A 26,496-nucleotide genomic window follows, 5' to 3' on the forward strand; every position below is an offset into this window, starting at 1 on the left:
TTTATTTCACGATTTCAATCTGGTTTCTGAGTTCGTTTTCAAATTTGATGCGATGGGCTTTGGTGTAGAGGCCAGGCATGCCGCCGGTATGCACGAGGATGACCTGCCGGCCCAGTTTGATTTTCTTTTCTTTGATCATCGACAGGACGCCGGCAAACATCTTGCCCGTGTAGCACGGATCGAGGAGGATGCCTTCGTGACGGGCCATGGTGTAGATGGCTTCGCGGACCCGCGGTTCCGGTTCGTTGTAGCCCTTGCCGATATAGCCCGTTTCGACGTGGAAGTCGCCGTCGAAATCAAAGCCATATTCTTCCTTGGCCTGCTTAAAGTAGGCCTTTAATTTTTCCATGTCGAAGGGCATGACGGCAATGCCTACCAGCTTCAAATTCGACTGGATGGCTTTCAAGCCGCAGTACAAGCCGAGATACGTACCCATACTGCCGACGGCGACATAGACCGTCGCCCCGTCGATCTGCTGTTCCTTGGCCTGGGCGTCGAGTTCGCGGGCGCAGTCCATGTAGCCCAGCATACCCGTCGTATCGCTGCCGCCCATGGGGATGAAGTAAACTTGTTCACCCTTCTTTAATTCGGCGGCCATGACTTTCTTGACCGTTTCTTCGAGCTGGACGTCGTGGTCGCGGCCATCGTCATGCTTGAGGACGACGCGGGCGCCAAAAATACCGTCGAGGAGTAAATTGCCGCTCAGTTCGCCATCGGTATCGCCGACAGCGACGATAATGCATTTCAGGCCGAATTTCGCGGCAACAGCCGCCGTCAGGCGGCCATGGTTGGTCTGCGGCGCTCCGACGGTCACAATAGTCGTCGCCTGAGAGTTGAGGGCTTCGATCATCAGATACTCTAATTTACGCAATTTATTGCCACCGCCACCGAAAGGCGTCAGGTCATCGCGCTTGATATAGATTTCACGGAATAATTCCTGCGACAGGCCGGACAGGTATTGGAGCGGCGTCGGATTAGGGTCTAAAATAGAAAGTTTCGGTTTCATGGGGACAGTCCTCCTTTAGTTTTCTCCATCCTATCATATTTTCCGGAAGAAGAAAAGTAAACGACCTTTACCAGGCGGCGACACAGCCATCGGCCCGGGGTTCGGTCCCACCCATGAGCGTCCCCTGGTCATCGCGCCAGATGATCTGTCCCCGGCCATAGGTCTGGATATCGTCTTTGACGACGACGTCATGGTCGCGGCGGCGCAGTTCTTCGACGACAGCGGTTGGAAAGGCCCGTTCCATTTCAATGGTCTTGCCGCCGACCCACTGCCAGCGCGGAGCATCCAGGGCTGCCTGAGGGTTGAGATGATAGTCGATGGTATTCAGGAGTACCTGGAACTGCCCCTGGGGCTGCATGAAAGCGCCCATGACGCCGAAGGGGCCGACAGGACGGCCGTCTTTCGTCAAAAAGCCGGGAATGATTGTATGATAGGACTTCTTCCGCGGCCCGACGCAGTTATCGCTGGCTGAGTCCATAGAGAAGTTATGACCCCTGTCGCTAAGAGAAATGCCGTATCCCGGAACGACGATGCCCGAACCGAAACCGCTGTAGTTGCTCTGGATGAAAGAAACCATATTGCCTTCGCCGTCGGCACTGCACAAGTAAACGGTACCGCCACAGTTTACATCGACCGGCTGCGGCAGCAGGGCCTCGTGGCCGATAAGGGCCCGCCGCCGGTCGGCATAGGCTGGAGAGAGCCAATCGTCGACAGCCGTCTTCATGAAACGCGGGTCGGCAATATATTTCTTGCCATCGCAGAAAGCCAATTTCATAGCTTCAATCTGGCGGTGGAGCGATTTAACATCATCCCGTTTACTGAAAGTAAACCCACCGGCAATATCCAGGGCCATGAGGACGACCAGGCCATGGCCGTTGGGCGGCATTTCCCAGACATCGTAACCACGGTACGCCGTATGGATTGGGTCGGTCCACTGCGGCCGATACGCTGCTAAATCGGCCTTGCGGATGAGGCCGCCCGTTTCCCGGGACCAGGCATCAATGGCATCGGCCAGCTCACCGTCGTACAGGGCCCGGCAATGGCTGTCCCGCAGGATTTCCAGAGACTTGGCCAGTTCCGGCAATTTGAGGATATCACCGGCTTTGGGCGCCTGGTCATGAGGGAAAAAAGTATCGAATAAGTGCTGAAAGATTTTCTTCCCCCGATAAGGTGCAAAGGATGCCATACTGTCGGCCAGCATAGCTGCCAAGTTCGGCATGACCGCATAACCATCCCGGGCATAGGCAATGGCCGGTTCAAAGAGTTCTTCAAAGGCCAGTCGGCCAAAACGGCGATGGACTTCGGCCCATGCCGCCGGCGCCCCTGGGACCATGACCGGCTCCCAACCCCGGAGCGGGACCTGGTCATAGCCCCGCTTCAGCAATTCATCCCGCGTCAGTTCTGCCGGGGACCAGCCGCTGCCGTTGATGCCATAGAGTTTCCCCTTCGTCCATATCAGGGCGAAGGCGTCGCTGCCCAGGCCGTTGCTGGTCGGCTCCAGGACAGTCAGGCACATGGCCGCAGACAGGGCAGCGTCGATGGCGTTGCCGCCTTTTTTCAGCATATCCAGCCCAGCCTGGGCAGCCAGGGTCTGAGACGTGCAGACCATGCCCCGGCGGCCATAGACCACTTCCCGGTGGGAGCCATAGGGATACACAGATGCATCAAAATTCATTCCAATCTCCCCTTTTCAAAAAATCACAAGTGAACCTTACTTAAAGAGTTCGACGAAAATCAGAGAAATCCTTTGTTTACACCTTCACGAACGACTTTTTTACCGCTATAATAGTAATCATCAGTCACGTTAAGGACTTATCACAATTTACAAGTAAGGAGTAGAGCAAGTTGAAACGGTGTATGTTAATCGTCAACCCTACAGCAGGGCGTGAACGGGCAAAATATCACAAGGATAATTTAAGACAACAACTGGAAACGATGTTCGACGACGTCGAATTGCGGGAAACGCAGAAAGCCGGCGACGCGACGGAATGGGCCAAGGAAGCAGCCCTGACCGGCTTCGATTCGGTATTTTCCATGGGCGGCGACGGGACGCTGAATGAAACCATCAACGGCCTGGCACAGGCCAACAGTGCCATCCACTTCGGCTTCATCCCCCTGGGAACCATCAACGATCTGGCACGGGCCCTGAACATCCCCCTCCATCCGGAAGCTGCCATCGCCATGCTGCAGCACTGCAAGACGGTCAAAGTCGACATCGCCAAGGCCAACGACCGCTACTTCGTCAATACCATTGCCGCCGGCATCATGCCCGAAGCCGTCGGCCACGTATCCATCGAGCAGAAGACGCGCCTCGGCCCGCTGGCCTATTTCCTGACCGGCATCAAGGCCATGCAGGCCCATAAGACGTCGCTGTTCAAGATCACGACGGCCCAGGGCTCGACAGTCCACCGCTCGCCCCTCATCGTCGCCATGCTGACCAATTCCGTAGGCAGTTTCCGCAACCTGGCGCCCCAGGCCCTCGTCGACGACGGAAAGATCTGGCTGGGCATCTTCAAGGACTTCAATTATCTGGACCTCATCAAGGTCATCCCGGAATTCCTGGCCGGCCAGCCGCTGACGTCGGAACTGATGACCTTGAAGACCATGGACCGCGTCCGCATCGAACTGCTGGACGACAGCCATCTCTCGACCAACATGGACGGCGACGAAGGGCCGGATTTCCCCCTGGACATCGAAGTCCTGCCATCATTCTTATCTGTTTACGTACCTGCGTAAACGATAGACAAGGAGCGTTTACATGTTCATTAAAGGAAATTTTCTCTACACGCCGTCACGCCATGAACTGACGATCCGTGAAAATCAATATGCCCATATCGAAAACGGCGTCGTAACGGGCTTCATGACGGACCTGCCGGAAACGACAGGCCCGGAAACAGTCGTCGATTACAGCCAGGATATCATCATTCCGGCCTTCGTCGACCTGCATATCCACGCCCCGCAGTACATAAACCGCGGCCTCGGCTTTGACGAAGAACTCCTGCCCTGGCTGGAACATTACACCTTTCCGGCCGAAGGGAAATTCGCCGATCCCGTCTTTGCCCGCCGCGTCTATACAGCCTTCCTGAAACGCCTCCAGGCCGAAGGGACCCTATGTTTTTCCGCCTTTGCGACGATTCATAAAGAATCGACGTGGCAGCTCATGGAATTGGCCGAAGCCATGGGTTTCAAAGCCTATATCGGCAAAGTAAACATGGACCGCAACGCCCCGGACTATCTCCTGGAAGATACGGACCGCTCCCTGGCCGATACGGAAGAGCTGGCCGTCCGCTGCCGCGAAGCATTGCACAAGGTCCGCTTCATCGCGACGCCGCGCTTCGTCCCGTCGACGACAGAAAAACTGATGACCGGCCTGGGCCGCCTCTGTGAAACCTACGACTTGCCCGTCCAATCCCATCTGTCGGAAAACCGGAATGAAGTCGCCTGGGTCAAAGAGCTCCATCCCGACTTGCCGTCTTATACGGCCGTCTATGATACCTTTGGCCTCTTGCGGCCCGAAAAGACCATCATGGCCCATGCCATCTATTTATCAGACGAAGAAAAACGTTTACTTCGCGATAAAGGCGTTTACTTAGCACACTGCGCCCAGTCCAATGCCAACCTGACCAGCGGCATCATGCCCTTGCGGCGCAACCTGGAAAACGGCCTGACTTGCACGATTGCCAGCGACGTCGCTGCCGGCCATACACCGGCCATGAACAAGCAGATTGCCTTGACCATTGAAATATCGAAACTCTATTCCCTGCAGCACGATAGAGAAAAAGCCCTCACCATCGGTGAAGGCTTGTATTTGGCCACCAAAGGACCGGGCCGCTTCTACGGCCGGACAGGCAGCTTTGAAAAAGGCTACGCCTTTGACGCCCTGGTCATCCACATGGACGACATCGAAGGCCTGGAACGGACGCCTTTTGAAAAACTCCAGCAGTTCATCTACGACGGCGACGACCGCAACATCATCGCCCGCTACGTAGACGGAGTTAGCCGTTAGCCGTTGTAAGGGCCGTCCCAAAGGGCGGCCCGCTGGGAATTTGGATAATTCTCCTAGTACCCTGACAGGAAAATCGTACATATTCCGATGCGGGCGCCCCACGTGTCGCCCCTACAAAAAAAAGGACTTGCCGCAAAGCGACAAGTCCTTTTTTATTATTCAGCCGTATACGGCAAGAGTGCGATTGCACGTGCGCGTTTGATGGCAACAGTCAGTTTACGCTGATGTTTAGCGCAAACGCCGGAAATGCGGCGCGGCAAGATTTTACCGCGTTCTGTTGTGAAACGGCGAAGTTTTGCAACGTCTTTGTAATCGATCTGTTCAGCATGATCTACGCAGAAGCTGCATACTTTTCTTCTCGGTTTTCTCGAGCGATCTCTTCTCATGTATAGTTTCCTCCTTCAAGAATTAGAAGGGGTGTGTCTGACCTTTTAGAATGGGATTTCTTCGTCTGTGCTGGAACCCATGCTGTCAAAGCCGGTTCCCGGTGCAGCCGGTTTGGGCTGCGGTGCACTAGCATGCGGTGCCGGAGCAACCTGCTGGTGTTCTGATCCCATTGTCTGGGCAACGAAGTCGCATACAACTTCCGTGCGATAGCGTTTCTGGCCATCCTGCGTTTCGTAAGAACGAACGGAGATACGGCCCTGGACGAATACACGGCTGCCTTTGGACAAGTTATTGCCACAGTTTTCCGCCAAATTACCCCAAGCAACACAAGGAATAAAATCAGTTAATTCCCGCGGTTCTGAACTGCCGGCCGGAATATACGACCGCGTGCAGGCAACGGTAAACATAGCGACTGCCCGGCCGGTCTTCGTAAAACGGATTTCCGGGTCACGAGCTAAATTCCCTAATAACTGGACTGAGTTCATACCTTTGCGCCTCCGGTTATTCGTCGATCTTGACGATCAAGTGTTTCAGAATAGTATCGTGGATCTTGATGACACGGTCGATTTCTTTGATGACGTCAGGTTCGCCTTCAAAGTTGATCAAAACGTAGTAGCCATCAGCCTGTTTTTTAACAGGGTATGCGAGATGACGTTTACCCCAGCGATCTACTTTTTCGATAGTGCAGCCGTTCTTGGTGAGAAGGTTGGATACCAATTCAACGATCGGATCTACTTCTGCTTCTTCGAGCGGTTTTGCAATAAACATGACTTCGTACTTGTTCACGAAATCACCTCCTCTTTTGGACATATGACCCTTCCCGCAGAAGGGTTAGGAGCTTGACACAGTTCAAGCTTGTTAATTATATCATAGGTGATGGGGAAATGCAAGAAAAAGCTGCCATTCGGCAGCTTTTTTTGTAAGTGGCTCGCAGCCAGTGTCTGTAGGGGTCGCCACGTGCAAGCCCCTACGACTAAAACTAACACGGGAGCCACGAACAACGAACCACTAATTTTATTTAAAGTATTCTACGCCCGATTTGAAGATCGGCTGGAGTTTGTTGCCAGCGATGTTCTGGAAGACGTCTTCGGCGCTGAAGCGTTCGGTGTGCGCCATCTTGCCCAGGACACGGCCATCGGGGCTGGTAATGCCTTCGACTGCCAGGACCGACTGGTTCGGGTTGTATTCGCTGTCATAAGTCGCTTTGCCGGAAAGGTCGACGTACTGTGTGGCAATCTGGCCTTTAGCAGCCAGTTCGCGAATCTGTTCCGGTGTGGCGACAAAACGGCCTTCGCCGTGGGAGATGGCGACGGTGTGGACGTCACCGGCTTTGCAGCTGCTGAACCACGGGCTCATGACGGAAACGACCTTGGTTTCGACCATGCGCGACAGATGGCGGCCAATGGTATTGTATGTCAGCGTCGGGCTGTCCGCTTTCAACGGCTGGACATGGCCGTAAGGCAGGAGGCCGAGTTTAATCAGGGCCTGGAAGCCGTTGCAGATACCGAGAGCCAGGCCATCGCGCTGATAGAGCAGGTTTTCCAGGGCTTCCGACAGGACCGGGTTGCGGAACAAGGTGGCAATAAACTTGCCTGAACCTTCCGGTTCGTCACCGGCACTGAAGCCGCCAGGGAACATGATGATCTGGGCTTTGGCAATGCGTTTAGCCATTTCATCGATAGATTCTGCCAGATCCTGCGGCGTGTTGTTGCGCAGTACCATGACATCCGTCGTAGCGCCAGCCCGTTCAAAGGCAGCGGCCGAGTCGTATTCGCAGTTCGTGCCCGGGCAGACGGGAATGAAGACCCGCGGCGTACCAAAGGCTTCGCTGCGGCGCGGACCATACGTCGTGAACAGCGGCAGTTCGGCATCACCTGTACCGCTTTCGCTCTTGATGGGGAAGACGTGGCTCAGCGGTTTTTCCCAGGCATCCTGGAGGTCTTTCAGGGAAATCGTCACGCCATCGACGGTCACATCGGCAGCAGCCGTCGTCTTACCGACGAGGGAAACGTGAGCCCGTTTGACCCATTCAGCAGCCGTAGCAGCGTCGGTTTCGACGAGGATCGAGCCATAGCGGAGGTTGAACAGTTCCTGCGTAGCAAAGGATGCATCAACGGCGAAGCCAATGCCATTGCCAAAGGCCATCTGGGCGACGTCAGCGGCGATACCGCCCTGACCGACGGCATGCATGGCTTTGATTTTACCATCGAGGACAGCCTGATGGAGGAAATCGCAGTGAGCTTTGAAAGTATCGAAGTCCGGCATTTCTTCAGCGTCGCGGGGCAGGTCGAAGAGGAGGACTGCGTCGTCAGCGGCTTTGAATTCCGGTGAGATGATATGGTTCGTGTGTTCCGGTGCAATGGCAAAGGAAACGAGCGTCGGCGGAACGGTGAGGTTTTCAAAGGTACCGCTCATGCTGTCTTTCCCGCCGATAGCGGCCACTTCCATGACCTGCTGGGCTACGAAAGCACCGAGGAGGGCGCTGACCGGCTGGCCCCAGGCCTTTTCATTGGTTCCCAGGCTCTGGAAGAATTCCTGCATGGTCAGATAGACTTTCTTGCGGTCGCCGCCGAGGGCTACCAGTTTGGCAATGGACTGGATGACGGCGTAGAGGGCACCGTGGAAGGGGCTCCAGATAGCCAGGTCCGGATCATAGCCGTGGGTAAAGATGCTGGCCGTCGTCGTATTGCCGTGTTCAACCGGAATCTTGGCAACCATGCCTTCGACCGGCGTCTTCTGGTATTTGCCGCCAAAGGGCATGAGGACCGTGCGGGCACCGATGGTGCTGTCGAAGCGTTCGGCCAGGCCCTGTTCAGAGGCGATATTCAGGGTACCCATGGTATCGAGCCAGGTCTTGGCGACGTCTTTGACTTCCGGAACCTTGAAGAAATCTTTGTCTTCCGGAGCGACGACGACGGCTTTACGATGCTGTGTGACGCCGTTGGTATCGAGGAAAGCGCGGGTAATATTGACGACGTTCTGGTCGCGCCAGTGCATGACCAGGCGTTTTGTATCCGTAGCGACAGCGACGATCGTCGCTTCCAGGTTTTCTTCGGCGGCATATTTCATGAATTCATCGACGTGTTCCGGAGCGACGACGACAGCCATACGTTCCTGCGATTCGGAAATAGCCAGTTCCGTACCGTCCAGGCCTTCGTATTTCTTCGGGACTTTGTCGAGGTTGATGTCCAGGCCGTCTGTCAATTCGCCGATAGCGACGGAGACACCGCCGGCACCGAAGTCGTTGCAGCGTTTGATGAGTACCGTGACTTCATGGCGGCGGAAGAGGCGCTGGATCTTGCGTTCCGTCAGGGCATTGCCCTTCTGGACTTCGGCGCCGCACGTTTCCAGGGATTCGACGGTATGTTTCTTGGACGAGCCCGTAGCACCGCCGCAACCGTCGCGGCCGGTCTTGCCGCCGAGGAGAATGATGATGTCGCCAGGGAGCGGTTCTTCGCGAACGACGTTATTGCGCGGAGCTGCGCCGAGGACGGCACCGATTTCCATGCGCTTGGCAATGAAGCCGGGGTTGTAATATTCTTTGACTTCGCCCGTAGCCAGGCCAATCTGGTTGCCATAAGAGCTGTAGCCCTTGGCAGCGCCTGTCGTCAGCTTACGCTGGGGCAGTTTGCCGACGAGCGTATCTTTGACCGACTGGCGCGGGTCGCCAGCACCGGTGACGCGCATGGCCTGATAGACATAGGAACGGCCGCTCAAGGGGTCGCGGATACAGCCGCCCAGGCAGGTAGCTGCGCCGCCGAACGGTTCGATTTCCGTCGGGTGGTTATGGGTTTCATTCTTGAAGAGGAGGAGCCATTCTTCTTCGACGCCATCGACATCGACAGGGATGATGATCGTGCAGGCGTTGATTTCTTCCGATTCGTCAAGGTTATCGAGTTTACCGGCAGCTTTCAATTCTTTGACGGCAATAGTCGCCATATCCATGAGGGTCTGTGGTTTCTTACGGTTCAAGTTTTCCCGCGTCGTCTCATATGATTCATAAGCGCGCTGGATGGGCGCCGTAAACGTCCCGTTTTCAAAAGAAACATCCGTGAGTTCGGTCATGAACGTCGTATGACGGCAGTGGTCCGACCAATAGGTGTCGATGACACGGATTTCCGTCACCGTCGGATTCCGTTTTTCTTCATCCCGGAAGTAGGTCTGGACGAACTTCAAATCATCGAAGCTCATGGCCAGGCCCATGTGTGCCGACAGTTCTTTCAAAGCGGCGTCATCCATGGCATCGAAGCCGTCGATGACGGGAACGTCAGCCGGTTTTTCCCAGGGCATTTCCAGCGTCGAGACGGGGTCCAGCGAGGCTTCGCGGGCTTCGACGGGGTTGATGCAATAGTGTTTGATGGCAGCGACGTCATCAGCGGATAAGCTGCCGGACAAAACGAGGACCTGTGCCGTGCGGACGAGGCTGTCGTTCTTCATGGTCAGCATCTGCAGGCACTGCATGGCCGAATCGGCGCGCTGATCGTACTGGCCCGGCAGATATTCGACGGCCAGGACCGTGTCGTCCTTGCCAGCCGGCAATTCGTCATAGACGGCATCGACAGGCGGTTCGGAGAAAATCATATTTTTAGCCGCTTCAAAAGCCGCATCATCGAGCCCGGATACGTCATAGCGGTGGTAAATGTGAATATCGGTCAACCCTTTAATCAACAGGTTTTCCTGTAAATCAGTGAGCAATCGTTTTGCTTCGTCAGCAAAAACACCTTTCTTGGCAACATACAAACGTCGGATAGACTGCATGTCATGACCTCCCTCAAAGATAGATAACTTATCATTAGACAACTTTAGTATACCTGTTTTAAAACCATAAGTAAACTTAGAATTTTATTGACTTGCCTATAAAATCGTATTAGACTAGTACTATTATAGTAGACAATGTTTACCATTTTTCATCACAGGGAGGACATGGAAGTAATGGAAGAATTGAAACAGCGAATTTTACAGGATGGCCTGGTCATCGACAACCGGATTTTGAAGATTGATAACTTTTTGAACCAGCAAATCGATACGAACCTCATCAATCACGTCGGTCAGGAGTTCGCCCGCCGTTTCAAAGACGTACACATCGACCGCATCGTCACCATCGAGGCTTCGGGCATCGCCGTAGCCTATGCGGCTTCCCTGGCCATGGGCAACCTGCCTATCGTCTTTGCCCGCAAGAAGAAATCCCTGCTCACTAAGGGCGAACAGTATACGGCCAAGATCTACTCGTATACGAAAGAAGAAGAATATACGGCAACGATCAGCAAAGCCTATCTCCACGCCGGCGAATCGGTTCTCATCATCGATGACTTCCTGGCCAGTGGAGCCGCTGCCGTCGGCCTGACGGACATCGTCGCCCAGGCAGGCTGTACTGTCGCCGGTATCGGCATCGTCGTCGAAAAGACTTTCCAGAGCGGCCGCAGGACGTTGGAAGATAAAGGCTTCCGCGTCGAATCCCTGGCCCGCATCGCCCGTTTTGAAAATAACAAGCCTGTCTTCGTCGAATAAGGAGAATCATCATGCGCGCCCAATTTTTTGACGGTTTCGATTTTGCCACGTATAAATTCAGTATCGTCGCCATCGAAGAGGTGGACGACTTCTTTAACATCGAGGAATTCGGCCTCCATCCCATCATGTACAATGAAGCCTGCCTGCGCGGATATACGGCGATCTTCGGCTTCAACGATGAAAAGATGCTGACCCTCCATAAATTGCTGACCAATAACAACGGCATGGAACCGCCTGCCATCGACGGCATCCATCCCGTTTCCTTCCATTCGCCGGCAGGAGACCTGAAATATGAACTCAACCACGTCATGGATTACAGCGGGTCCATCCTCATCGCCAACAGCTTCATCGATAAATACTTCGTTCCCTTCGGTTTCCAGCTTCCCCATGCTTTCCGAAAAGTCTACGAGCTGACTTTCGACAAGGGCCTGTTCGTCAAGGTCCAGGACCACTCCCAGGAAGCACAAGAACTGCGCATCGAATACGAAGAACCCTTGAATTCCAAGAAGAAGCTCCAGATCAAATGGGGTAATTTGACCCATAAGTCGGAAGAATACGGATTCGACGACGAAACGATTGCGCAGTACATGGACCTCAGTTACGATACGAAATATTTATTTGATCACGTGTGATACATAGAAATCCCGGACAGCCGGCCATTGGCTCTGCAAGATGAGGCCATGGCCGGTTGCTGCTGTCTGGATAGGCATAGCGGCGATATCGGCGATGATGGCTTTATCGCTTTCAGAGGCCGGGGCAAAGACCCGTTCAAAATAGGGTTCGGCGCCTTTGAGGATGGCTTCCTTGGAATAACCGGCATCGACCGGCGGTTCTTCGGCTAAATACTGGCCAAAGAGGTCATTGGAGAAGAGGATTTTTTCCGAAGCCAGCCAGGTGACCATATTATCCGGCCAGTGGAGCCCCGGCGTATGGATGAACTGGAAGGTATAATCGCCTAACGTCAGGCTTTCGCCATGCTGGACGACGCGGAAATCAGCTTCCGGATACGTCGGCTGGAGCCGTTCCTTCGTGGCCGGCGTACAGTAGATGGGCAGCTGGGGATGACGGTCCAGGACGGCCTGCAGGGCTCCGCTATGGTCTTCTTCGGAATGGTTGAGAATCAGGGCATCGATCTGGCTGACAGGCAGGACACTTTCGATGTCCTGTATATAGGCATCGGCTGCTTTATCGGGAACCGTGTCGATGAGGATATTCTGTTTCCCCCGAAGCAGGTAAGATAAAAAAGAAATGGAAATCTTCGGCTTCTTGATGGTCTTGCCAAAGACAAAGATGTGTGGATTCAGCGAGTATTTCATAGTGCAGCCCTCCTGGCAGTTTCATATTGTTTTTGAGGAATATAGTAACACTTGTAAATTTCACAAGCATCCATACAGCGGTTGCAGCGCAGACATTTAGTCATATCGACGCGGGGCCGCCGGATGCCGTCGGCGCAAGTCTGCATCGACAAAGCTTCATACGGGCAGATACTGATGCAGCAGCCGCAGCCTTCACATTCCTTGCGGTTAAAATAATCGGGTGTAACCAGTCGGTCAATATGCGTTTTTTCCATCATACTCCCTCCTTTTCGTACACTTATACTATAGCAAAAATATCCGAATAAAGCCGTTGCAAATACAACAAAAGAGGCTGTCGCATGAAGACAGCCTCTTTTTGTTAAGTTTTACTGTAGGGGTCGCCACGTGGGCGACCCGCTAGGTATTTATATGACGCCCATGACATTTGACTGGGAAATCACATATATCCAGGAACGGGCTTGCCACGTGCAAGCCCCTACGAGCCACGAATCACTAGCCACTAATTATTTAATTTTCCCAATGTCTTGGCGACGATGCGGGTCAGGAGGGCTACCGTATCGAGTTCGACCGATTCATCGGCGCTGTGGATGTCATGCGTCGTCGGGCCGACGGAGATGATGTCCAGTTTCGGGTTCATGGAGAAGAAGTACCCTGTTTCCAGGCCGCCGTGCATGGCTTCGATGCGGGCTTCTTTGCCGGCTTCTTCCTTGTAAACGTCAGCGACGAGGGGAACGAGTTTACTGCGCGGATTTTCCGTCCATGCCGGTTCCGGCGAAGCCAGTTCGATGTCACAGCCTGTCAACTCTGCGTAAACGGGAAGGATAGCCATCAATTCGCGCAGGCGGGCATCGGCCGAAGCGCGGGGGAAATACTGGATGGCGACATGGTCGCCTTCAGTCCGGATCGTACCGATGTTGGCCGACAGGTCCGGCAGCTTCGGCAGCAGCTGGTTCATGGCGAAGACGCCGCAGTGAAGGATGTTCAGCAGGCTGACCAGATTCTTCGTATCGTCAGCCGAGAAGGTCTGGGCCGGTACGTCGGCACTTTCGACGAGGAAGTGGGCGTTCTTTTCGACTTCACCATACACTTCCGCGATTTCGGCCTGTTCTTCGCCGACGGCTTTCTTCACCGTTTCACCTGCGTTTACATCGTCGACAACGATAACAGCCGAGGCTTCCGACGGGATAGCATTGGCAGCTACGCCACCCGTGATAGATGCCAGGACATAGGATACGCCGGCCTGGGCAATGCGGCGGAGGGCCAGGCTCAGGGCCTTGATGGCGTTGCTCTTGCCGTCGTTGATGGTTTCACCGGAATGGCCGCCGGCAAAGTCTTTGGCCGTGATAGTAAACGCCTGTTTACCTTCAGCAGCCTGCCAGTGGATGGGCCGGCTGAAATGCGTATGGACGCTACCGGCCGAGCCGACACAGAGGACATCCATGTATTCAGAGTCACAGTTGATGATGTACTGCACATCCTGGACGTATTTCGGATCCAGATGGGTAGCCCCGGTCATGCCCGTTTCTTCATCGACCGTAAAGATGAGGCGCAGCGGGCCGTGCTGGATATCCTGCTGGATGAGATACAGCGCCAAGGCGACGGCAATGCCGTCATCGGCACCGAGGCTGGTCCCATCGGCGTGGAGGATGTTGCCTTCGCGGACCAGTTTGATTTCACTGGTCAAGGGATCGAAATCGACGCCGGGCTTAGCGACGCAGACCATATCCATATGGCCCTGGAGGACCGTAAGCGGCCAATCTTCGCAGCCCTTGCTGGCCGGAACATTGGCGATTACATTATATACTTCGTCCTGTGTTACATCGGCAACGCCCAGTTCATGGAGACGGCTGACGATATAATCGCTGACGCCTTTTTCATGGTGGGACGGACGCGGATGCTTGGCCAGTCCTGCAAATTCGTGGATGACACCTTCAATGATTTCATGATCGTTCATATGACAAACGCTCCCTTCAAAAAGTCTCTGCGATTGACTTGCTTAATCGTTTATTTATTATACCACGGACGAGGCGCATCGGGCTACTATCCGCATGTGTATATTTTTGCTTGCGAAAAAGTAATTATACAGCTGTTTTTCCGCGTACAGTGTACAAATTGATATATGACGAATGCAGAAAAATTGAGTATAATATAAGCATCAGTGAAGTTGTACGTTTTAGTACTGCTTAATTTTTATTTGGGAGGTTTTTCTATGAAACCACAATCAAATTTGACTGTGAACTACCCAAGTATGCCGGAATTGACGGCCCGCGGTATGATCCTCGGCGCCCTGATCACCGTTATCTTTACGGCTTCCAACGTATACCTGGGCTTAAAAGTCGGCCTGACGTTCTCGTCGTCCATCCCGGCTGCAGTCATCTCCATGGCAATCCTGCGCATGTTCAAACATTCCAACATCCTGGAAAATAACATGGTACAGACGCAGGCATCTGCTGCCGGCACTTTATCTGCAATCATCTTCATCCTGCCGGGCTTGCTCATGCTGGGGTACTGGCAGGGCTTCCCGTTCTGGCAGACCCTGCTGCTCTGCGCCTGCGGCGGCTCTCTCGGGGTCTTGTTCACCATCCCCCTGCGCCGGGCTATGGTCGTCAACAGCGACCTGCCGTATCCGGAAGGCCGGGCTGCTGCTGAAATCCTGAAAGTCGGCAGTGAAATCCGCAAGGAAGAAGCCAACGGCGAAGACACAAGCAAAAAAGAAACAGGCATGAAAGATATCGTCGGCGGCACGGCCCTGGCTGGTCTCTTCAGTCTCTGTTCCAACGGCTTCCACGTCGTTTCTTCCGAATTCAGCTACTGGCTCTCGTTCGGCAAAGCCGTCACCCAGATTCCCCTGGGCTTTTCGACAGCCCTCCTCGGCGCGGGTTACCTCATCGGCATCGCCAGCGGCATGGCTATCTTAGTCGGCACGCTCCTGGCCTGGTATGTCTTCGTTCCCTATCTGACGTCGGTCATCACGCCGGCTGAAGGCCAGAGTGCCGCCGCTTTCGCCAAGGCCATCTGGGCTCAGAAAGTCCGCTTCATCGGTGCCGGCTGCATCGGTATCGCCGCTGTCTGGACCTTGATCCGCCTGGCCAAACCAGTCGTCGACGGCATCAAGATGTCCATCAACGCATTGCGCGCTAACGATACGGAAGAAAAGAAGATGCTCCATCATACGGACATCGACATGTCGCCGAAATCGGTCGGCCTGGTCTTCCTGGCCATCCTCATCGGCTTGTTCATCACTTTCTACACCTTCGTCAGCAACGCCGGCCTTTCCATGTCGGTAACGCTCATGTTCATCGTCGTCGGCATCCTGGTCGCCATCCTCATGGGCTTCTTCGTCGCTGCTGCCTGCGGTTACATGGCAGGCCTCATCGGCACGTCGGCCAGCCCGATTTCCGGTATTGGCATCCTGGTCGTCCTCGGTATCGGCTCTTCGGCCGGTGTCTTTGAAACCATGCAGGGCACGCAGTTCGCTACGGCCTTTGCTATCTTCATCACCAGCGTCATCGTCAGCATCGCTTCTATTTCCAACGATAACCTGCAGGACCTCAAGACAGGCTACCTCGTCGGCGCTACGCCGTGGAAACAGCAGGTCGCCCTCATCTTGGGCTCAATCATCGGCTCCTTCGCCATCGCTCCGGTCCTGAACCTGCTCTATCAGGCCTATGGCTTTACCGGTGCCCTTCCCCGTGCCGGCATGGATCCGACCCAGGCCCTGGCAGCTCCGCAGGCAACCTTGATGACGACCATCGCCCAAGGTATCTTCAGTGCCAGCCTCGACTGGAACTACATCCTCTTCGGTGTCGGTGTCGGTATCGCCGCCATCATCATCGACCTCATTTTGACGAAAAACACGAAATCCCTGGCATTGCCGCCGCTGGCTGTCGGCATGGGCATTTACCTGCCGCCGACACTGGAAATCCCTCTGGTCATCGGTTCGGTCATGGGTTATCTCATCCATAAGTCCCTGAAAGCCCGCGCTGCCCGCCGCAGCCCTGGCCACGAAGAAGAAGACGTAGAAGCCTGCAATCATCGCGGTGTCCTCTTTGCATCGGGCCTCATCGTCGGCGAAAGCCTCATGGGCGTCATCATCGCCTTGCTCATCGTCGTTTCCGTTACTTCCGGCGGCAGCGAAAACCCGCTGACCCTGGTCGGCAAAGACTTCCAGTCTACAGCTGATATCCTCGGCCTGCTCTGCTTCATCGCCATGATTGCCATCTTCGTCCGCCACATCTTGATTACCAAGTTCAATCCGGAAGATGCCGAAAGCAAGTAAGGAATATGCCGCTTACATTAGAATTTCATTAAAATTTCGACAAAATCCTCAAAAAAAGTCCTCGTACACAATACATTTTTTGGTACGAGGGCTTTTTTTGCATATTTCTTCTTTTCCCCTAACGGCGTATAATAAGGGTATCCCGCAGACTATCCTGCGAGTCCACTTTAAAGGAGGTCCTTTCTTTGTTCTTTCCCAAACTCGACAAGCAATCCCTGACCGACGGTATCGTCATCCCGCAGATGGTCAAAGTCCACCAGTCTTTCCCCCATAAAGATTTAACCGATCCCGTGGGCACATTGAAACAACAGCTCCTGGCTCTCGATGAAAAGACGACGGCCAGCCTGCCTGGTAAACGCATCGGCATCACAGCCGGCAGCCGCGGGCTCCCGCATTACAAGGAAATCATGAAAGCCCTTTGCGACCAGCTCAAGGCCTGGGACGCCAAACCCTTCGTCTTCCCGGCCATGGGCAGCCATGCCGGAGCCACCGCTGAAGGCCAAAAGGCCCATTTAGCTCAGTTCGGCATCAATGAAGACTACTTAGGCGTCCCCGTCCTTTCCACCATGGACGTCGTCGAAGTCGCTACCTTGGACGATGGCTTCCCTGTCTACTGCGATAAAAACGCCTACGAAGCCGACGGCATCATCTTATTCAACAAAATTAAACCGCATACACACTTCAAATATAAACACGAATCAGGTCTGCTGAAGATGATCTGCATCGGCTGCGGCAAGCACAAAGGCGCTTCGACCTTCCACGGCCGGGGTTATGACGCTTTCGGGCCCAACCTGGAACGCGTGTCGAAAGCCTTCTTGCAGCATGTAAACGTCGTTTTCTCCGTCGGCATGGTCCAGAGCCCCAGCGATGACATCGCCGCCCTGGAAGTCATCCCGACAGATAAATTCTTTGAACGCGATGCTGCCTTGCAGACCATGGCCAAAGCCGAAATGCCCCGGCTGAAACTGCCCCACATCGACGTCCTCATCGTCGACGAAATCGGCAAGGAAATCAGCGGTACCGGCATGGACCCGAACATCACGGGACGGACGGAACGCTTCAGTCAGGAACCGGCCTTCCGCGCCTTAGCGCCGGACATCGAACGCATCGTCATCCTGGATATAACCGAGGCTTCCCATGGCAATGGTGCCGGCTGCGGTATGGCCGACATCGTCAGTTACCGCTTCGTAAACAAGATGGATTTCGCTTCCGTTTACACCAACTGCATTACGGCCAAGTCCTTCCGCATGGCCCTCCTGCCCCTGTATGGCAACAGCGATAAAGACGCCATCGAAATGGCCATGGCCCACGCATTCCTGACCGACCCGAACCAGGCTAAAATCGTCCGCATAAAGAACACGCTGAAACTAGAAGACATCGAATGTTCCGTCTCGTGCTTAGAAGATATAAAAAACGATCCGGACATGACAGTCACATCCGAACCGTTTACATGGAAGTTTAACAAAGAAGATAACCTGTGGTAAAAAGAAGGGGGCTGTCGCACGTGCGACAGCCCCCTTTTTGAGTATTAAGTTTGCAGTTTGACCAATCCCCCATCAGCACTTGCGCCACCAGGTCTGTACGACCGTGGCCCCAACGTGCCAATAGTAAAGGATGTGGTCAGCTAGTTGTGAACAACGTTTACTATGGTAAACGATATGGCTGGCCGCAGCTCCGATGAAGAAGCCGCCGACGACGTCGCTGACGTAATGGAGACCGCTGAGTATCCGCGACGATGCCAGGACGCCTGTCCAGGCCAGGGCCGGCAGTCCCCAGGGGTTATGCCGGGCCAGGAGCATCAGGGAAATGGCCAGGCTGTTCATGGAATGATTGCTGGGAAAAGACGCATTGGCCTTATGCGCTACCAGCGGCGCCGCGTCACCACAGGCAAAAGGCCGGGGGCGATGCCAGATTTTACCGATGACCCAGGAAACCGAAGAGCCCACGATGACGGAAAAGAGACAGTAAACTAATGTCTTCCGACGTTTAATCTGCTCTGAAACCGGCCGCGACCGGAACCATTCGATAAGGCCATAAATGATGAACAGCCAGTAGCCGAACCGGGTAATCCAGGTAAGGATCCGAAGCCAGGTCCTGCGCCGGGCAATGAACCATTGAACGAATAAAAAGATAGACCTTGCCATGATAGCCTCTCTTTCAGCCGGACTCAGCCCTGTTTTGCAAAGACGTCCCGCATCGTTCCCGCTACATCGGCCAAGGAGATGCTGCGCATCTTATCTTCCATGGCGTCCTGCACCTGATGCAGCCTGTCGTCCAGGCCAGCATGAATCGTCTTGCCCACCGGACACTGCGGGCAGGGATGTTCGTGGAAATGGAAGAGCGAGTCGCCGCCGACGCAGTCTACGGCATGGTAAACGTCATATAAACTAATGTCAGCAATCGGTTTTTCCAACGCTGTGCCACCGGTCCCGCGCTTGACCTGGATCAACCCGGCCGCTTTGAGCTGGATGAGCAGTTTGCGGATGATGACGGGATTCGTCCCTACGCTGGCAGCAATGAAGTCACTCGTCACTTTTTCCGTTTTGCCGAAGTAATCGATACACAGCAGGGTATGAACGGCCATGGTAAATCGACTGGAAATCTGCATATGAAAGACTCCTTAAATGGCTTTTAATTCACGAAGGATAGCCAGGTCAGCCGTACAAGCCGGGCAGTCACAGAATTTAGCCCCTTTGGCCTGAATATCTTTGGCATGCGCCAAGAGCTGTTTCGCTGCATCGGCCCCCATGATCTGGACAGCATGTTCCGAAGCTGCAAAGTTCAGGAGTTCATCAATCGTCGAGACGCCCTGCTTCAAGGCTTCGATATAAGCCGGCGCAGCTGCGTCTTTATCGGCAGCATCGAGCCAAGTCTGAGCGGCCGTTTTCAGCGTCGGATTGCAGCTGGGAGCTGCCATCAAATCATGTGTCTTAGCCGTAACGAATTCTACAGTTTTTGCATCCATTTTAAAAAACCTCCTATAAATGACGAATCAAAACATCCAGGATAGAATTATCCTGATTACATCCCTATCATACGACATTTTTATTGTAAAGTCAATGGTTACATATTATATACTTAGTTGAACTATTTTAAACTAATTTATTTTAATTTAAATGTTTGCCATCCGCCTGGTTATCACACTTTTAAAATGAGCATGTTCTCCATTTAAACGTTTTCCTTTGCGTGTAAACAGTTGTAAAAAAGAGGCTGCGCACGTGCGACAGCCTCTTTTTGAGTTTTAAGTTTGCAGTTTTTAGTTTGTAGTGGATGGGTAAAAATTTAAAACCAAATTTCTACAAACTACAAACTCCATACTATAAACTTTTAAATTCGAGCAGCCCGGACGGCGGCGATGAATTTCTTGGCCGTAGCCGTGATTTCATCGGCCGTCTTGCCGCCGCCTGTGAGGGCACCGCCGGCACCGACGGCAACGCAGCCGGCTTTGATCCAGTCACCGGCGTTTTCTACATTGACACCGCCTGTCGGCATGAGCGGAGCCTGCGGCAGGGGACCATGGATGGCCTTGATGGCTTTCATGCCCAGGATTTCCCCAGGGAAGATCTTGACGACGTCAGCGCCGTATTCCAGGGCCGTAATGACGCCGTTGAGGGTCGTCGTCCCCGGCATGACGGCCACGCGGTAGCGGTTGCAGAGCTTGATTGTTTCTACATCCAGGGCCGGCGATACGATGAACTGGGCGCCGTCGAGGATGGCGACGCGGGCCGTAATGGCATCGAGGACCGTACCGGCACCGATGAGGACGTCGGGATTATCGGCATACTTCTTGGAAAGGGCTTCGATGACTTCATGAGCCCGCGGCGTCGTAAAAGCCAGTTCAATGGCCGTGACGCCACCTTTGATGCAGGCTTCGGACATCATCATCGCTTCTTCCGGTGTCTTGCCTCGAACGACAGCGACGACGCCGATTTCCTGAATTTTCTTAACAACATCTAATTTATCCATTACTTTATCTCCTTTTGGTTCATAAAATAATCGCAGGCCGCAGCGTAGGGGCGCCACGTGGGGCGCCCGTTCCACATTTATCGGCCATGTCCTATTCACGGTTAATGGGGGTGTTTTGCACCAATCATACAGATTGATGCAGGTGTCATTAACGCAGGTCGCAGGCCGCAGCGGTCCCATAGGACCGCACGTAGGGGCCGTCCCAAAGGGCGGCCCGCTTGTGGGAATCCCACAACCAACATCATGCGTTCTGTTGGAATACCGCCAGTTGTTCCCGCGTCGGCAAGCCTTCGTTATCACCGGCGACCTGGATGGCCATGGCCCCGATGGCAGCGCCCCGGCGGGCAGCATCTTCCAGGCTCAGGCCATCCAGGATGGCACTGGTGAAGCCGACGGCAAAGCCGTCACCGGCGCCGACAGTATCGACGACGTGGTCGACGTGATAGCTCGGCACGCGGTATTCCTGGTCATCGGCCGTGCGGATATAGGTCCCATGACTGCCGCCCATCTTGATGACGACGGTCTGAACGCCGCGCTGTAAGTAGTAGCCGGCGATATCTCTTTCATTGTCCATTCCCGTCAGGATTCGGCCTTCATTGAGGCCAGGCATGACGATATCGGCATACTGGGCGGCGTCGTTGATGACACGGGCCATGATTTCCTGGGATTTCCAGAGCATGGGCCGCAGGTTGGGGTCAAAGGAAATGCGCACGCCTTTGCCGTGGGCCCGCATCATCAGCGTATAAATCGTTTCCCGGCACGATTCCGACAGGGCCAAGGGAATCCCCGTGACGTGCAGGTGGTCGACGCCGGTCCAGTCGATTCCGGAGAGGTCCACCGGCCGGAAGTGGGAAAAGGCCGTGTGTTTACGGATATTGGCTACCGTCGGGTCCCCTTCCAGGACCTTTTCCTTCATCTGAAAGCCTGTCATATGGTCGTCATCAGTCCAGACATAGTCATCGTGGATGCCATTGGCCTTGAGGAAGTTGCAGATACACTTCCCGAAGGGGTCGACACCGACCTTGGAAATATACGACACATCATTGCCCAGCCGGGCCATGCCGACGGCGTAATTCAGTTCCGCCCCGCAGACATGGCGGGAAAAATGTTTCACTTCTTCCAGCGGCCCCATTTCTTCAGCAATCAGCAAGCCCATGGCTTCACCGATAGTAAGCACTTTACTCATGGTTTTCCTCCAATTGTGCCTTTATTTTGTCAATCATGTCTTCATAGGCGGCATCCGTCAAATAGACGCGGTCCGGATTCATGGCAAAGGTACTGTTCCATTCAAAATCATCTTTGTATTTCGGCACTAAGTGAACGTGGAGATGATGCCCCGTGTCGGCATAGGAACCATAGTTTACCTTATCCGGATGGAATGCCTGATGGATGGCTTTCGCCGCCTTGGCAACGTCGGCAAAAAAGGCATTGCGTTCTTCGTCGCTCAAGTCCGTCATTTCACTGACATGGTCTTTATAGGCGACGATACAGCGGCCGGGATGACTCTGTTCTTTGAACAGGACCAGCATACTGACCGATAAGTCGCAGATGTAAATGCCGAATTTAGCAAGCGGTTCGCCTTTTACGCAATAACCGCAGTTCTTATCTTTCATGACAAAGCCTCCTTATTCAATCGTGCCGTGTTCCCATTTACCATGGTTCAGATCATCGGCAATCTTCTTGAATTTGTCGTCTGTCAAGCCATAGAAGAAGTAGAGGATGATAGCAGCAATGCCGAGGGCAACGCCCGGATACAAGGTCATAGCTGCTTTAATCCCCATCAATGTCATTTCACTCTGAACGGCATTGGCGACGTAACCTGTCAGTACCAGGATGCCCGAACTTACGACAGCAGCCAGGGCCTGGGCGATTTTACGGGAGAAGTTGAAAGCCGCATAGGTAATCCCTTCTTTGCGGATGCCGTTGTGCCATTCGCTGTAGTCGATGACGTCGGAAACAAAAGCCCAGGTAACGCCGTTCGGAATAGCCAGGGCTACGTAGCCGATGGTGACCAATACGATAAAGGTGTAAATATTAGTCGGGATGACGAAGTTCAAGAGGTCAGCCGCACAGCCGATGAGCAAGCCGCCGATGGCCGTCTTTTTCTTGCCGAACATCTTGACCAGTTTCGGGATGAGCAGGATACCTACGACGGAGCAGCCCATCATGATGCCGTTTACAATCGGCTGCAAGCCCATATGGCCTAAGTTATACTGGCAGAAGAAAATCATCATTTGGTTATTCGTGTTCATCGCCGAGATGGTAAACAAAGTCATCAAAATAATGCATAAAAGCGGTTTGTTAGTAAACACGAGTTTAATATAATCCGAGAATTTTGCTTTCTGTTCATTCTGGGTATTGCGCTTGACCGGAACGTGTTCATGGCAGTTGAAATAGCAGATGGCAAAGCCGATGACGCCGATGATAGACATGACGATAGACGCAGCAAAGAAGCCTTCATGGGGCGAAGCGAACATGAGGACGACCGGTACGAAGGCCATGCCGGTAATGAGCTGGGCCCCGATAGAACCGGCCTGGCGGGTCGTCGCCATCTGACTTCGTTCTTCGACATCGCGGGTCATGACACTGGCCAGGGAAGAATAAGGGATGTTAGTAAACGAGTAAACGAGGCCCCAGGCCATATAGGCACCATAAGCAAAGAGAATCTTACCGGTCGGCGACAAGTCCGGCATGGTAAAGGTAATGACTGTCAAAATAGCCAGGATAACAGCCGATGCCATCATGACCGGGCGGAACTTGCCGCGGGGACCGATATTCTTACGGCCGTCGATGACGGAACCGGCGATAGGATCCATGAAAGCATCGAAAATTTTCGTAAAGGCGAAGATACCTGCAACGGCAGCGGCCGGAATGGTGCAGACGTCGATCCAGTATTTCGTCAAATAGGCCTGGCCTAAGTCGAACATGAAACCGTTCCCAAAGTCACCAAAACCGTAACAGATTTTTTCACGCCACGATAATTTAACATGGCCTTCCTTAGAAGCTGCCGGCGTAACGGTCTCCGTCTTGTTCGGCAACGTCCCTGCTTGTGTGCTCATAGCACTCCCTCCTTATAAAGTAACTCCGTTTTTGAATATAGCCAGTTCGTGCTTGTCCAAGGCTTCCGATTTCGCATGGACACGACCTGACGCTACGTCAAGAATATACTGGAAAAGGCGGTCTGCTGCGGCTTCCCGCGATTCCCCTTCGGCAATGGTCCCGGCATTGAAATCGATCCAGTTCCGTTTGAAACCGGCCAGGTGACTATTGCTGGAAATCTTAATCGTCGGTATGGGGCAGGCAAAAGGCGTCCCCCGGCCCGTTGTAAACAGTACCATATGGGCTCCGGCAGCGGCCAGCGCATTGGAGGCCACTAAATCATTGCCTGGAGCCTGCAACAAGTTTAGGCCTTTTTTCGTCGCCCTGTCTCCATAGGCCAGGACATCTTCGACGAGAGCTCGGCCGCCCTTCTGGACACAGCCCAGGGACTTATCTTCCAGCGTCGTGATGCCGCCGGCCTTGTTGCCTGGCGATGGATTTTCATTGATCTTTTCGCCATAACTCATAAAATACTCTTTGAAATGGTTGATGAGGTCGACGGTCTTGTCGAAGACTTCCCGATTGCGAGCCCGGTTCATGAGCAACGTTTCGGCGCCGAACATTTCCGGCACTTCCGTCAGAATCGACGTACCGCCAGCTGCGATGAGGCGGTTGGAAATCTCCCCGACCAGGGGATTGGCCGTAATGCCTGAAAAACCATCGGAGCCGCCGCATTTCAAGCCAATCGTCAACAGCGATGCATCGCAGGGCTGGCGATGGAACTGAGCCGCGTAATGGCAGAGTTCCTTGACGATAGCCGTGCCGGCTTCAATTTCATCTTCCACGTCCTGGCAGACCAGGAATTTGACACGGTCCGGATCATAGTCGCCGATGACTTCTTTCATCAGGCTGACCTGATTGTTTTCACAGCCCAGGCTCAGGACCAGGACGGCACCGGCGTTGGGATTGTGAATCAGCCCACTTAGTATCTTTTGTGTATGGACCTGGTCATCGCCTAACTGCGAGCAGCCGTGGGGATGGCTATAGGCATAGATACCGTCGATGTTCTCCGTTTTATAAGCCTGGGACGCCGTTTCAATGGCTCTGGCAATATTGTTGACACAGCCGACGGTCGGGATGATCCAGACTTCATTGCGGATGCCGGCACTGCCATCGCTCCGTTTATAGCCCTGGAATTCGTATTTTTTTTCACTTTTCCAGGGAGACCGATCGGCTTTTTCCGGTTCATAGGTATAGTGAAGTAAATCACCGAGTTTACTTTGGACGTTCTGCGTATGGACCCAGGCACCGACGGGGATATCCGTTTTAGCCGTCCCGATGGGAAAGCCGTATTTGATGACGTCTTCGCCTTTGGCAATCGGCTGCAGGGCCACTTTATGCCCTGCCGGGATGTCCTGGCAGACCGTAAAAGTCTTGCCGCCAGCCGTGACGACGCTGCCTTTGGCAACGGCGTCGACAGCTACGACGACATTATCATGAGGGTGTATTTGGAATACGTTCATCGTTTACTCCTTCGTCAATTCGGCAATGTGAGCTTTGACACCGATTTCAGCCATGCGGTCCAGATGAGCCGTAACGGCATCGGCAAAGCCGTCGATAGCCGACAGGTCTTCGCCCCACCAATCACTGCGTGCCATAATGGCCTTGACGTAATCGGCCGTCGTTTTACCGGCCTGTTCTTTGACAAAGGCCAGTTTATCTTCATCATCGTGGATTTCATAAGTATTGCCCGGCCGTGACCCGATAAGACAATGTTCACCAGCCTGGGTCGTCCGATAGAAAGCCAGGAAAGCGGCAAAGGAATAGGTCAGCCATTTCGGAAGTTTCCCCGTCGCTGCCAGACTGTCTTTAAAGGTCGGCAGGATGCGGGCTTTCCACTTGGAAATGGAATTCAGGGAAATCGAGAGCAATGCGTGTTTGACAAAAGGATTTTCAAAGCGTTCATAAACGGCCTTGGCAAAGGCAACGGCCTTTTCTTCCGGCAAATGGACGGTCGGAACGATTTCATCGAAGACGGTCTGGTCCAGGGACTTGCGGATGACCGGGTCTTCCATGCACTGGCCGACATAATCGAGACCGGCCAGATAAGCACCGAGGACCATAGACGTATGAGCCCCGTTGAGGATGCGCACTTTTTGTTCTTTAAAGGCCTGGATATGGTCCGTGAGTTCAACATGGAATTTACTTGAGTTTAACGGCAGCCGCGAAGCCAGCGCCGGGTCGCCGATGACCCATAAGGAGAAAGGTTCGGCCTGGTCGAGCAGGCTGTCTTCATAGCCCAGTTCGTCCTGCAGAGCCGCGATGGAATCAGCCGGATAACCGACGACGATGCGGTCGACCAAGGTATCCGTGAACTGGCAGTGCTGGTCAAGCCAGGACTGGAAAGACGCTTCCAGTTTCCACAGGGATACATATTGGTTTACACAGTCCCGAAGGAGTTTACCGTTGTTGTCATTCAATTCCGTCGGCAACATGGTCAGGCCCTTATCGGCAGCGCCTTTATAAAAGGTATAGCGTTCATAGAGGAACTTGGTCAATTTTGCCGGGAAAGTCGACGGCGGGCAATCTGTAAAAGCATCTTTTTCATCAAAGGTAATGCCGGCTTCCGTCGTATTCGATACGACGAATTCCAGCGAATCTTCGTGAGCCAGGGCCATGAACGCATCATATTCATCGCGGGCGCTGAGCACGGTCTGGACGGAAGTAATGACCCGGTTTTCTTTATAGACTTTGCCATCCTGCTGGCCGCGCAGGCAGACCGTATAAACATCATCCTGTTTAGCAAAGCGGTCCGTCTTGCCCGACCGGGGCATGATGACAGCGACGCTGCCATCAAAACCATTTTCTTCATTAGCTACATCGACGGCGTAATCGACGAAGGCCCGTAGGAAATTGCCTTCTCCGAACTGTAAGATACGGACGGGATGTTTAGCTTTTGTATAAAGTTCACTGACGTTTTTCATCGTTT

24 protein-coding genes are annotated in these 26,496 nt (G+C 53.7%); 6 read left to right on the plus strand and 18 right to left on the minus strand.

The genetic code is table 11. The features are described from left to right. Position 1 precedes the first annotated feature (1 nt). Both ACFCTO_RS08365 and ACFCTO_RS08370 read right to left on the minus strand, forming a co-directional pair. The gene (locus tag ACFCTO_RS08365) at positions 2-1,006 is read right to left on the minus strand and encodes a 1-aminocyclopropane-1-carboxylate deaminase/D-cysteine desulfhydrase (protein WP_299722922.1); all 1,005 of its coding nucleotides are present in this window, start codon (positions 1,004-1,006) and stop codon (positions 2-4) included. A gap of 67 nt (positions 1,007-1,073) precedes the next feature. Further along, the gene (locus ACFCTO_RS08370) at positions 1,074-2,681 is read right to left on the minus strand and encodes a gamma-glutamyltransferase family protein (RefSeq protein WP_302420662.1); all 1,608 of its coding nucleotides are present in this window, start codon (positions 2,679-2,681) and stop codon (positions 1,074-1,076) included. 170 nt (positions 2,682-2,851) lie between these two features. Here ACFCTO_RS08370 and ACFCTO_RS08375 point away from each other — a divergent pair, with 170 nt between their 5' ends. Both ACFCTO_RS08375 and ACFCTO_RS08380 read left to right on the plus strand, forming a co-directional pair. Continuing rightward, complete coding sequence (locus tag ACFCTO_RS08375; protein ID WP_302420663.1) at positions 2,852-3,742, plus strand: diacylglycerol/lipid kinase family protein; 891 nt, start codon at positions 2,852-2,854, stop codon at positions 3,740-3,742. Between the two features lie 22 nt (positions 3,743-3,764). Next, positions 3,765-5,012, plus strand: a complete 1,248-nt coding sequence (locus ACFCTO_RS08380; protein WP_299722928.1) for an amidohydrolase family protein — start codon at positions 3,765-3,767, stop codon at positions 5,010-5,012. Positions 5,013-5,167: 155 nt separating this feature from the next. Here ACFCTO_RS08380 and rpsR read toward each other — a convergent pair whose 3' ends face one another. From rpsR to ACFCTO_RS08400, 4 genes are all read right to left on the minus strand, one after another. Then, positions 5,168-5,398: a 30S ribosomal protein S18 gene (rpsR, locus tag ACFCTO_RS08385; protein ID WP_014015538.1), complete on the minus strand. Its 231-nt coding sequence runs from the start codon at positions 5,396-5,398 to the stop codon at positions 5,168-5,170. Between the two features lie 45 nt (positions 5,399-5,443). After that, on the minus strand, positions 5,444-5,884 hold the full coding sequence (locus ACFCTO_RS08390; protein ID WP_337371856.1) for a single-stranded DNA-binding protein: 441 nt from the start codon (positions 5,882-5,884) through the stop codon (positions 5,444-5,446). A 16-nt stretch (positions 5,885-5,900) separates the two neighbouring features. Further along, positions 5,901-6,185, minus strand: a complete 285-nt coding sequence (rpsF, locus tag ACFCTO_RS08395; RefSeq protein ID WP_014015536.1) for a 30S ribosomal protein S6 — start codon at positions 6,183-6,185, stop codon at positions 5,901-5,903. Positions 6,186-6,413: 228 nt separating this feature from the next. Further along, positions 6,414-10,157, minus strand: a complete 3,744-nt coding sequence (locus ACFCTO_RS08400) for a phosphoribosylformylglycinamidine synthase (RefSeq protein WP_337742106.1) — start codon at positions 10,155-10,157, stop codon at positions 6,414-6,416. 174 nt (positions 10,158-10,331) lie between these two features. Between ACFCTO_RS08400 and ACFCTO_RS08405 the strand changes: the two genes are divergently transcribed. Beyond that, positions 10,332-10,907, plus strand: coding sequence for a xanthine phosphoribosyltransferase (locus ACFCTO_RS08405; RefSeq protein ID WP_020723908.1), 576 nt, complete (start codon positions 10,332-10,334; stop codon positions 10,905-10,907). An 11-nt stretch (positions 10,908-10,918) separates the two neighbouring features. Next, positions 10,919-11,539, plus strand: coding sequence for a hypothetical protein (locus ACFCTO_RS08410; RefSeq protein ID WP_020311590.1), 621 nt, complete (start codon positions 10,919-10,921; stop codon positions 11,537-11,539). On the opposite strand, the gene ACFCTO_RS08415 is transcribed toward ACFCTO_RS08410, so the two are convergent. From ACFCTO_RS08415 to pepD, 3 genes are all read right to left on the minus strand, one after another. Beyond that, entirely contained in the window at positions 11,522-12,223 is a 702-nt protein-coding gene (locus ACFCTO_RS08415; protein WP_292282190.1) for an FprA family A-type flavoprotein, read from the minus strand. The genes ACFCTO_RS08410 and ACFCTO_RS08415 overlap by 18 nt on opposite strands. Then, the gene (locus ACFCTO_RS08420) at positions 12,220-12,480 is read right to left on the minus strand and encodes a 4Fe-4S binding protein (protein ID WP_239639863.1); all 261 of its coding nucleotides are present in this window, start codon (positions 12,478-12,480) and stop codon (positions 12,220-12,222) included. The genes ACFCTO_RS08415 and ACFCTO_RS08420 overlap by 4 nt, the downstream gene beginning before the upstream one ends. 242 nt (positions 12,481-12,722) lie before the next feature. Further along, complete coding sequence (pepD, locus tag ACFCTO_RS08425; RefSeq protein ID WP_440339637.1) at positions 12,723-14,177, minus strand: beta-Ala-His dipeptidase; 1,455 nt, start codon at positions 14,175-14,177, stop codon at positions 12,723-12,725. Between the two features lie 255 nt (positions 14,178-14,432). Between pepD and ACFCTO_RS08430 the strand changes: the two genes are divergently transcribed. Together ACFCTO_RS08430 and ACFCTO_RS08435 are read left to right on the plus strand one after the other, a co-directional pair. Then, complete coding sequence (locus ACFCTO_RS08430; RefSeq protein WP_499876719.1) at positions 14,433-16,502, plus strand: OPT family oligopeptide transporter; 2,070 nt, start codon at positions 14,433-14,435, stop codon at positions 16,500-16,502. Positions 16,503-16,687: 185 nt separating this feature from the next. Continuing rightward, positions 16,688-17,986 carry a nickel pincer cofactor-dependent isomerase, group 22 gene (locus ACFCTO_RS08435; RefSeq protein ID WP_499876720.1) on the plus strand — a complete coding sequence of 433 codons (1,299 nt, stop codon included), beginning with the start codon at positions 16,688-16,690 and terminating at the stop codon, positions 17,984-17,986. Positions 17,987-18,058: 72 nt separating this feature from the next. Here the strand turns inward: ACFCTO_RS08435 and ACFCTO_RS08440 are convergent, their stop codons facing one another. The 9 genes from ACFCTO_RS08440 to ACFCTO_RS08480 form a co-directional block, all read right to left on the minus strand. Next, a complete protein-coding gene (locus tag ACFCTO_RS08440) occupies positions 18,059-18,646 on the minus strand; it encodes a phosphatase PAP2 family protein (protein WP_481324993.1) in 588 nt (195 codons plus the stop codon). Between the two features lie 23 nt (positions 18,647-18,669). Then, entirely contained in the window at positions 18,670-19,110 is a 441-nt protein-coding gene (locus ACFCTO_RS08445) for an Rrf2 family transcriptional regulator (protein ID WP_020311820.1), read from the minus strand. A 12-nt stretch (positions 19,111-19,122) separates the two neighbouring features. Continuing rightward, positions 19,123-19,467, minus strand: coding sequence for a molecular chaperone Hsp90 (locus ACFCTO_RS08450; protein WP_298674718.1), 345 nt, complete (start codon positions 19,465-19,467; stop codon positions 19,123-19,125). A 362-nt stretch (positions 19,468-19,829) separates the two neighbouring features. After that, entirely contained in the window at positions 19,830-20,468 is a 639-nt protein-coding gene (locus tag ACFCTO_RS08455) for a bifunctional 2-keto-4-hydroxyglutarate aldolase/2-keto-3-deoxy-6-phosphogluconate aldolase (RefSeq protein ID WP_499876721.1), read from the minus strand. A gap of 241 nt (positions 20,469-20,709) precedes the next feature. Further along, positions 20,710-21,654: a sugar kinase gene (locus ACFCTO_RS08460; RefSeq protein ID WP_499876722.1), complete on the minus strand. Its 945-nt coding sequence runs from the start codon at positions 21,652-21,654 to the stop codon at positions 20,710-20,712. Continuing rightward, a complete protein-coding gene (locus ACFCTO_RS08465; protein WP_020724132.1) occupies positions 21,647-22,081 on the minus strand; it encodes an HIT family protein in 435 nt (144 codons plus the stop codon). The genes ACFCTO_RS08460 and ACFCTO_RS08465 overlap by 8 nt, the downstream gene beginning before the upstream one ends. A 12-nt stretch (positions 22,082-22,093) precedes the next feature. Then, positions 22,094-23,527 (minus strand): glycoside-pentoside-hexuronide (GPH):cation symporter, encoded by a 1,434-nt coding sequence (locus ACFCTO_RS08470; protein WP_292106032.1) that lies wholly within the window; start codon positions 23,525-23,527, stop codon positions 22,094-22,096. Positions 23,528-23,539: 12 nt separating this feature from the next. Then, a complete protein-coding gene (locus tag ACFCTO_RS08475; RefSeq protein WP_499876723.1) occupies positions 23,540-25,030 on the minus strand; it encodes a UxaA family hydrolase in 1,491 nt (496 codons plus the stop codon). A 3-nt stretch (positions 25,031-25,033) separates the two neighbouring features. After that, positions 25,034-26,491 (minus strand): tagaturonate reductase, encoded by a 1,458-nt coding sequence (locus tag ACFCTO_RS08480; RefSeq protein ID WP_499876724.1) that lies wholly within the window; start codon positions 26,489-26,491, stop codon positions 25,034-25,036. Between the last annotated feature and the right edge of the window lie 5 nt (positions 26,492-26,496).

The sequence above is a fragment of the Megasphaera indica genome (genome assembly GCF_046614755.1).
Classification (GTDB): Bacteria; Bacillota; Negativicutes; order Veillonellales; family Megasphaeraceae; genus Megasphaera; species Megasphaera intestinihominis.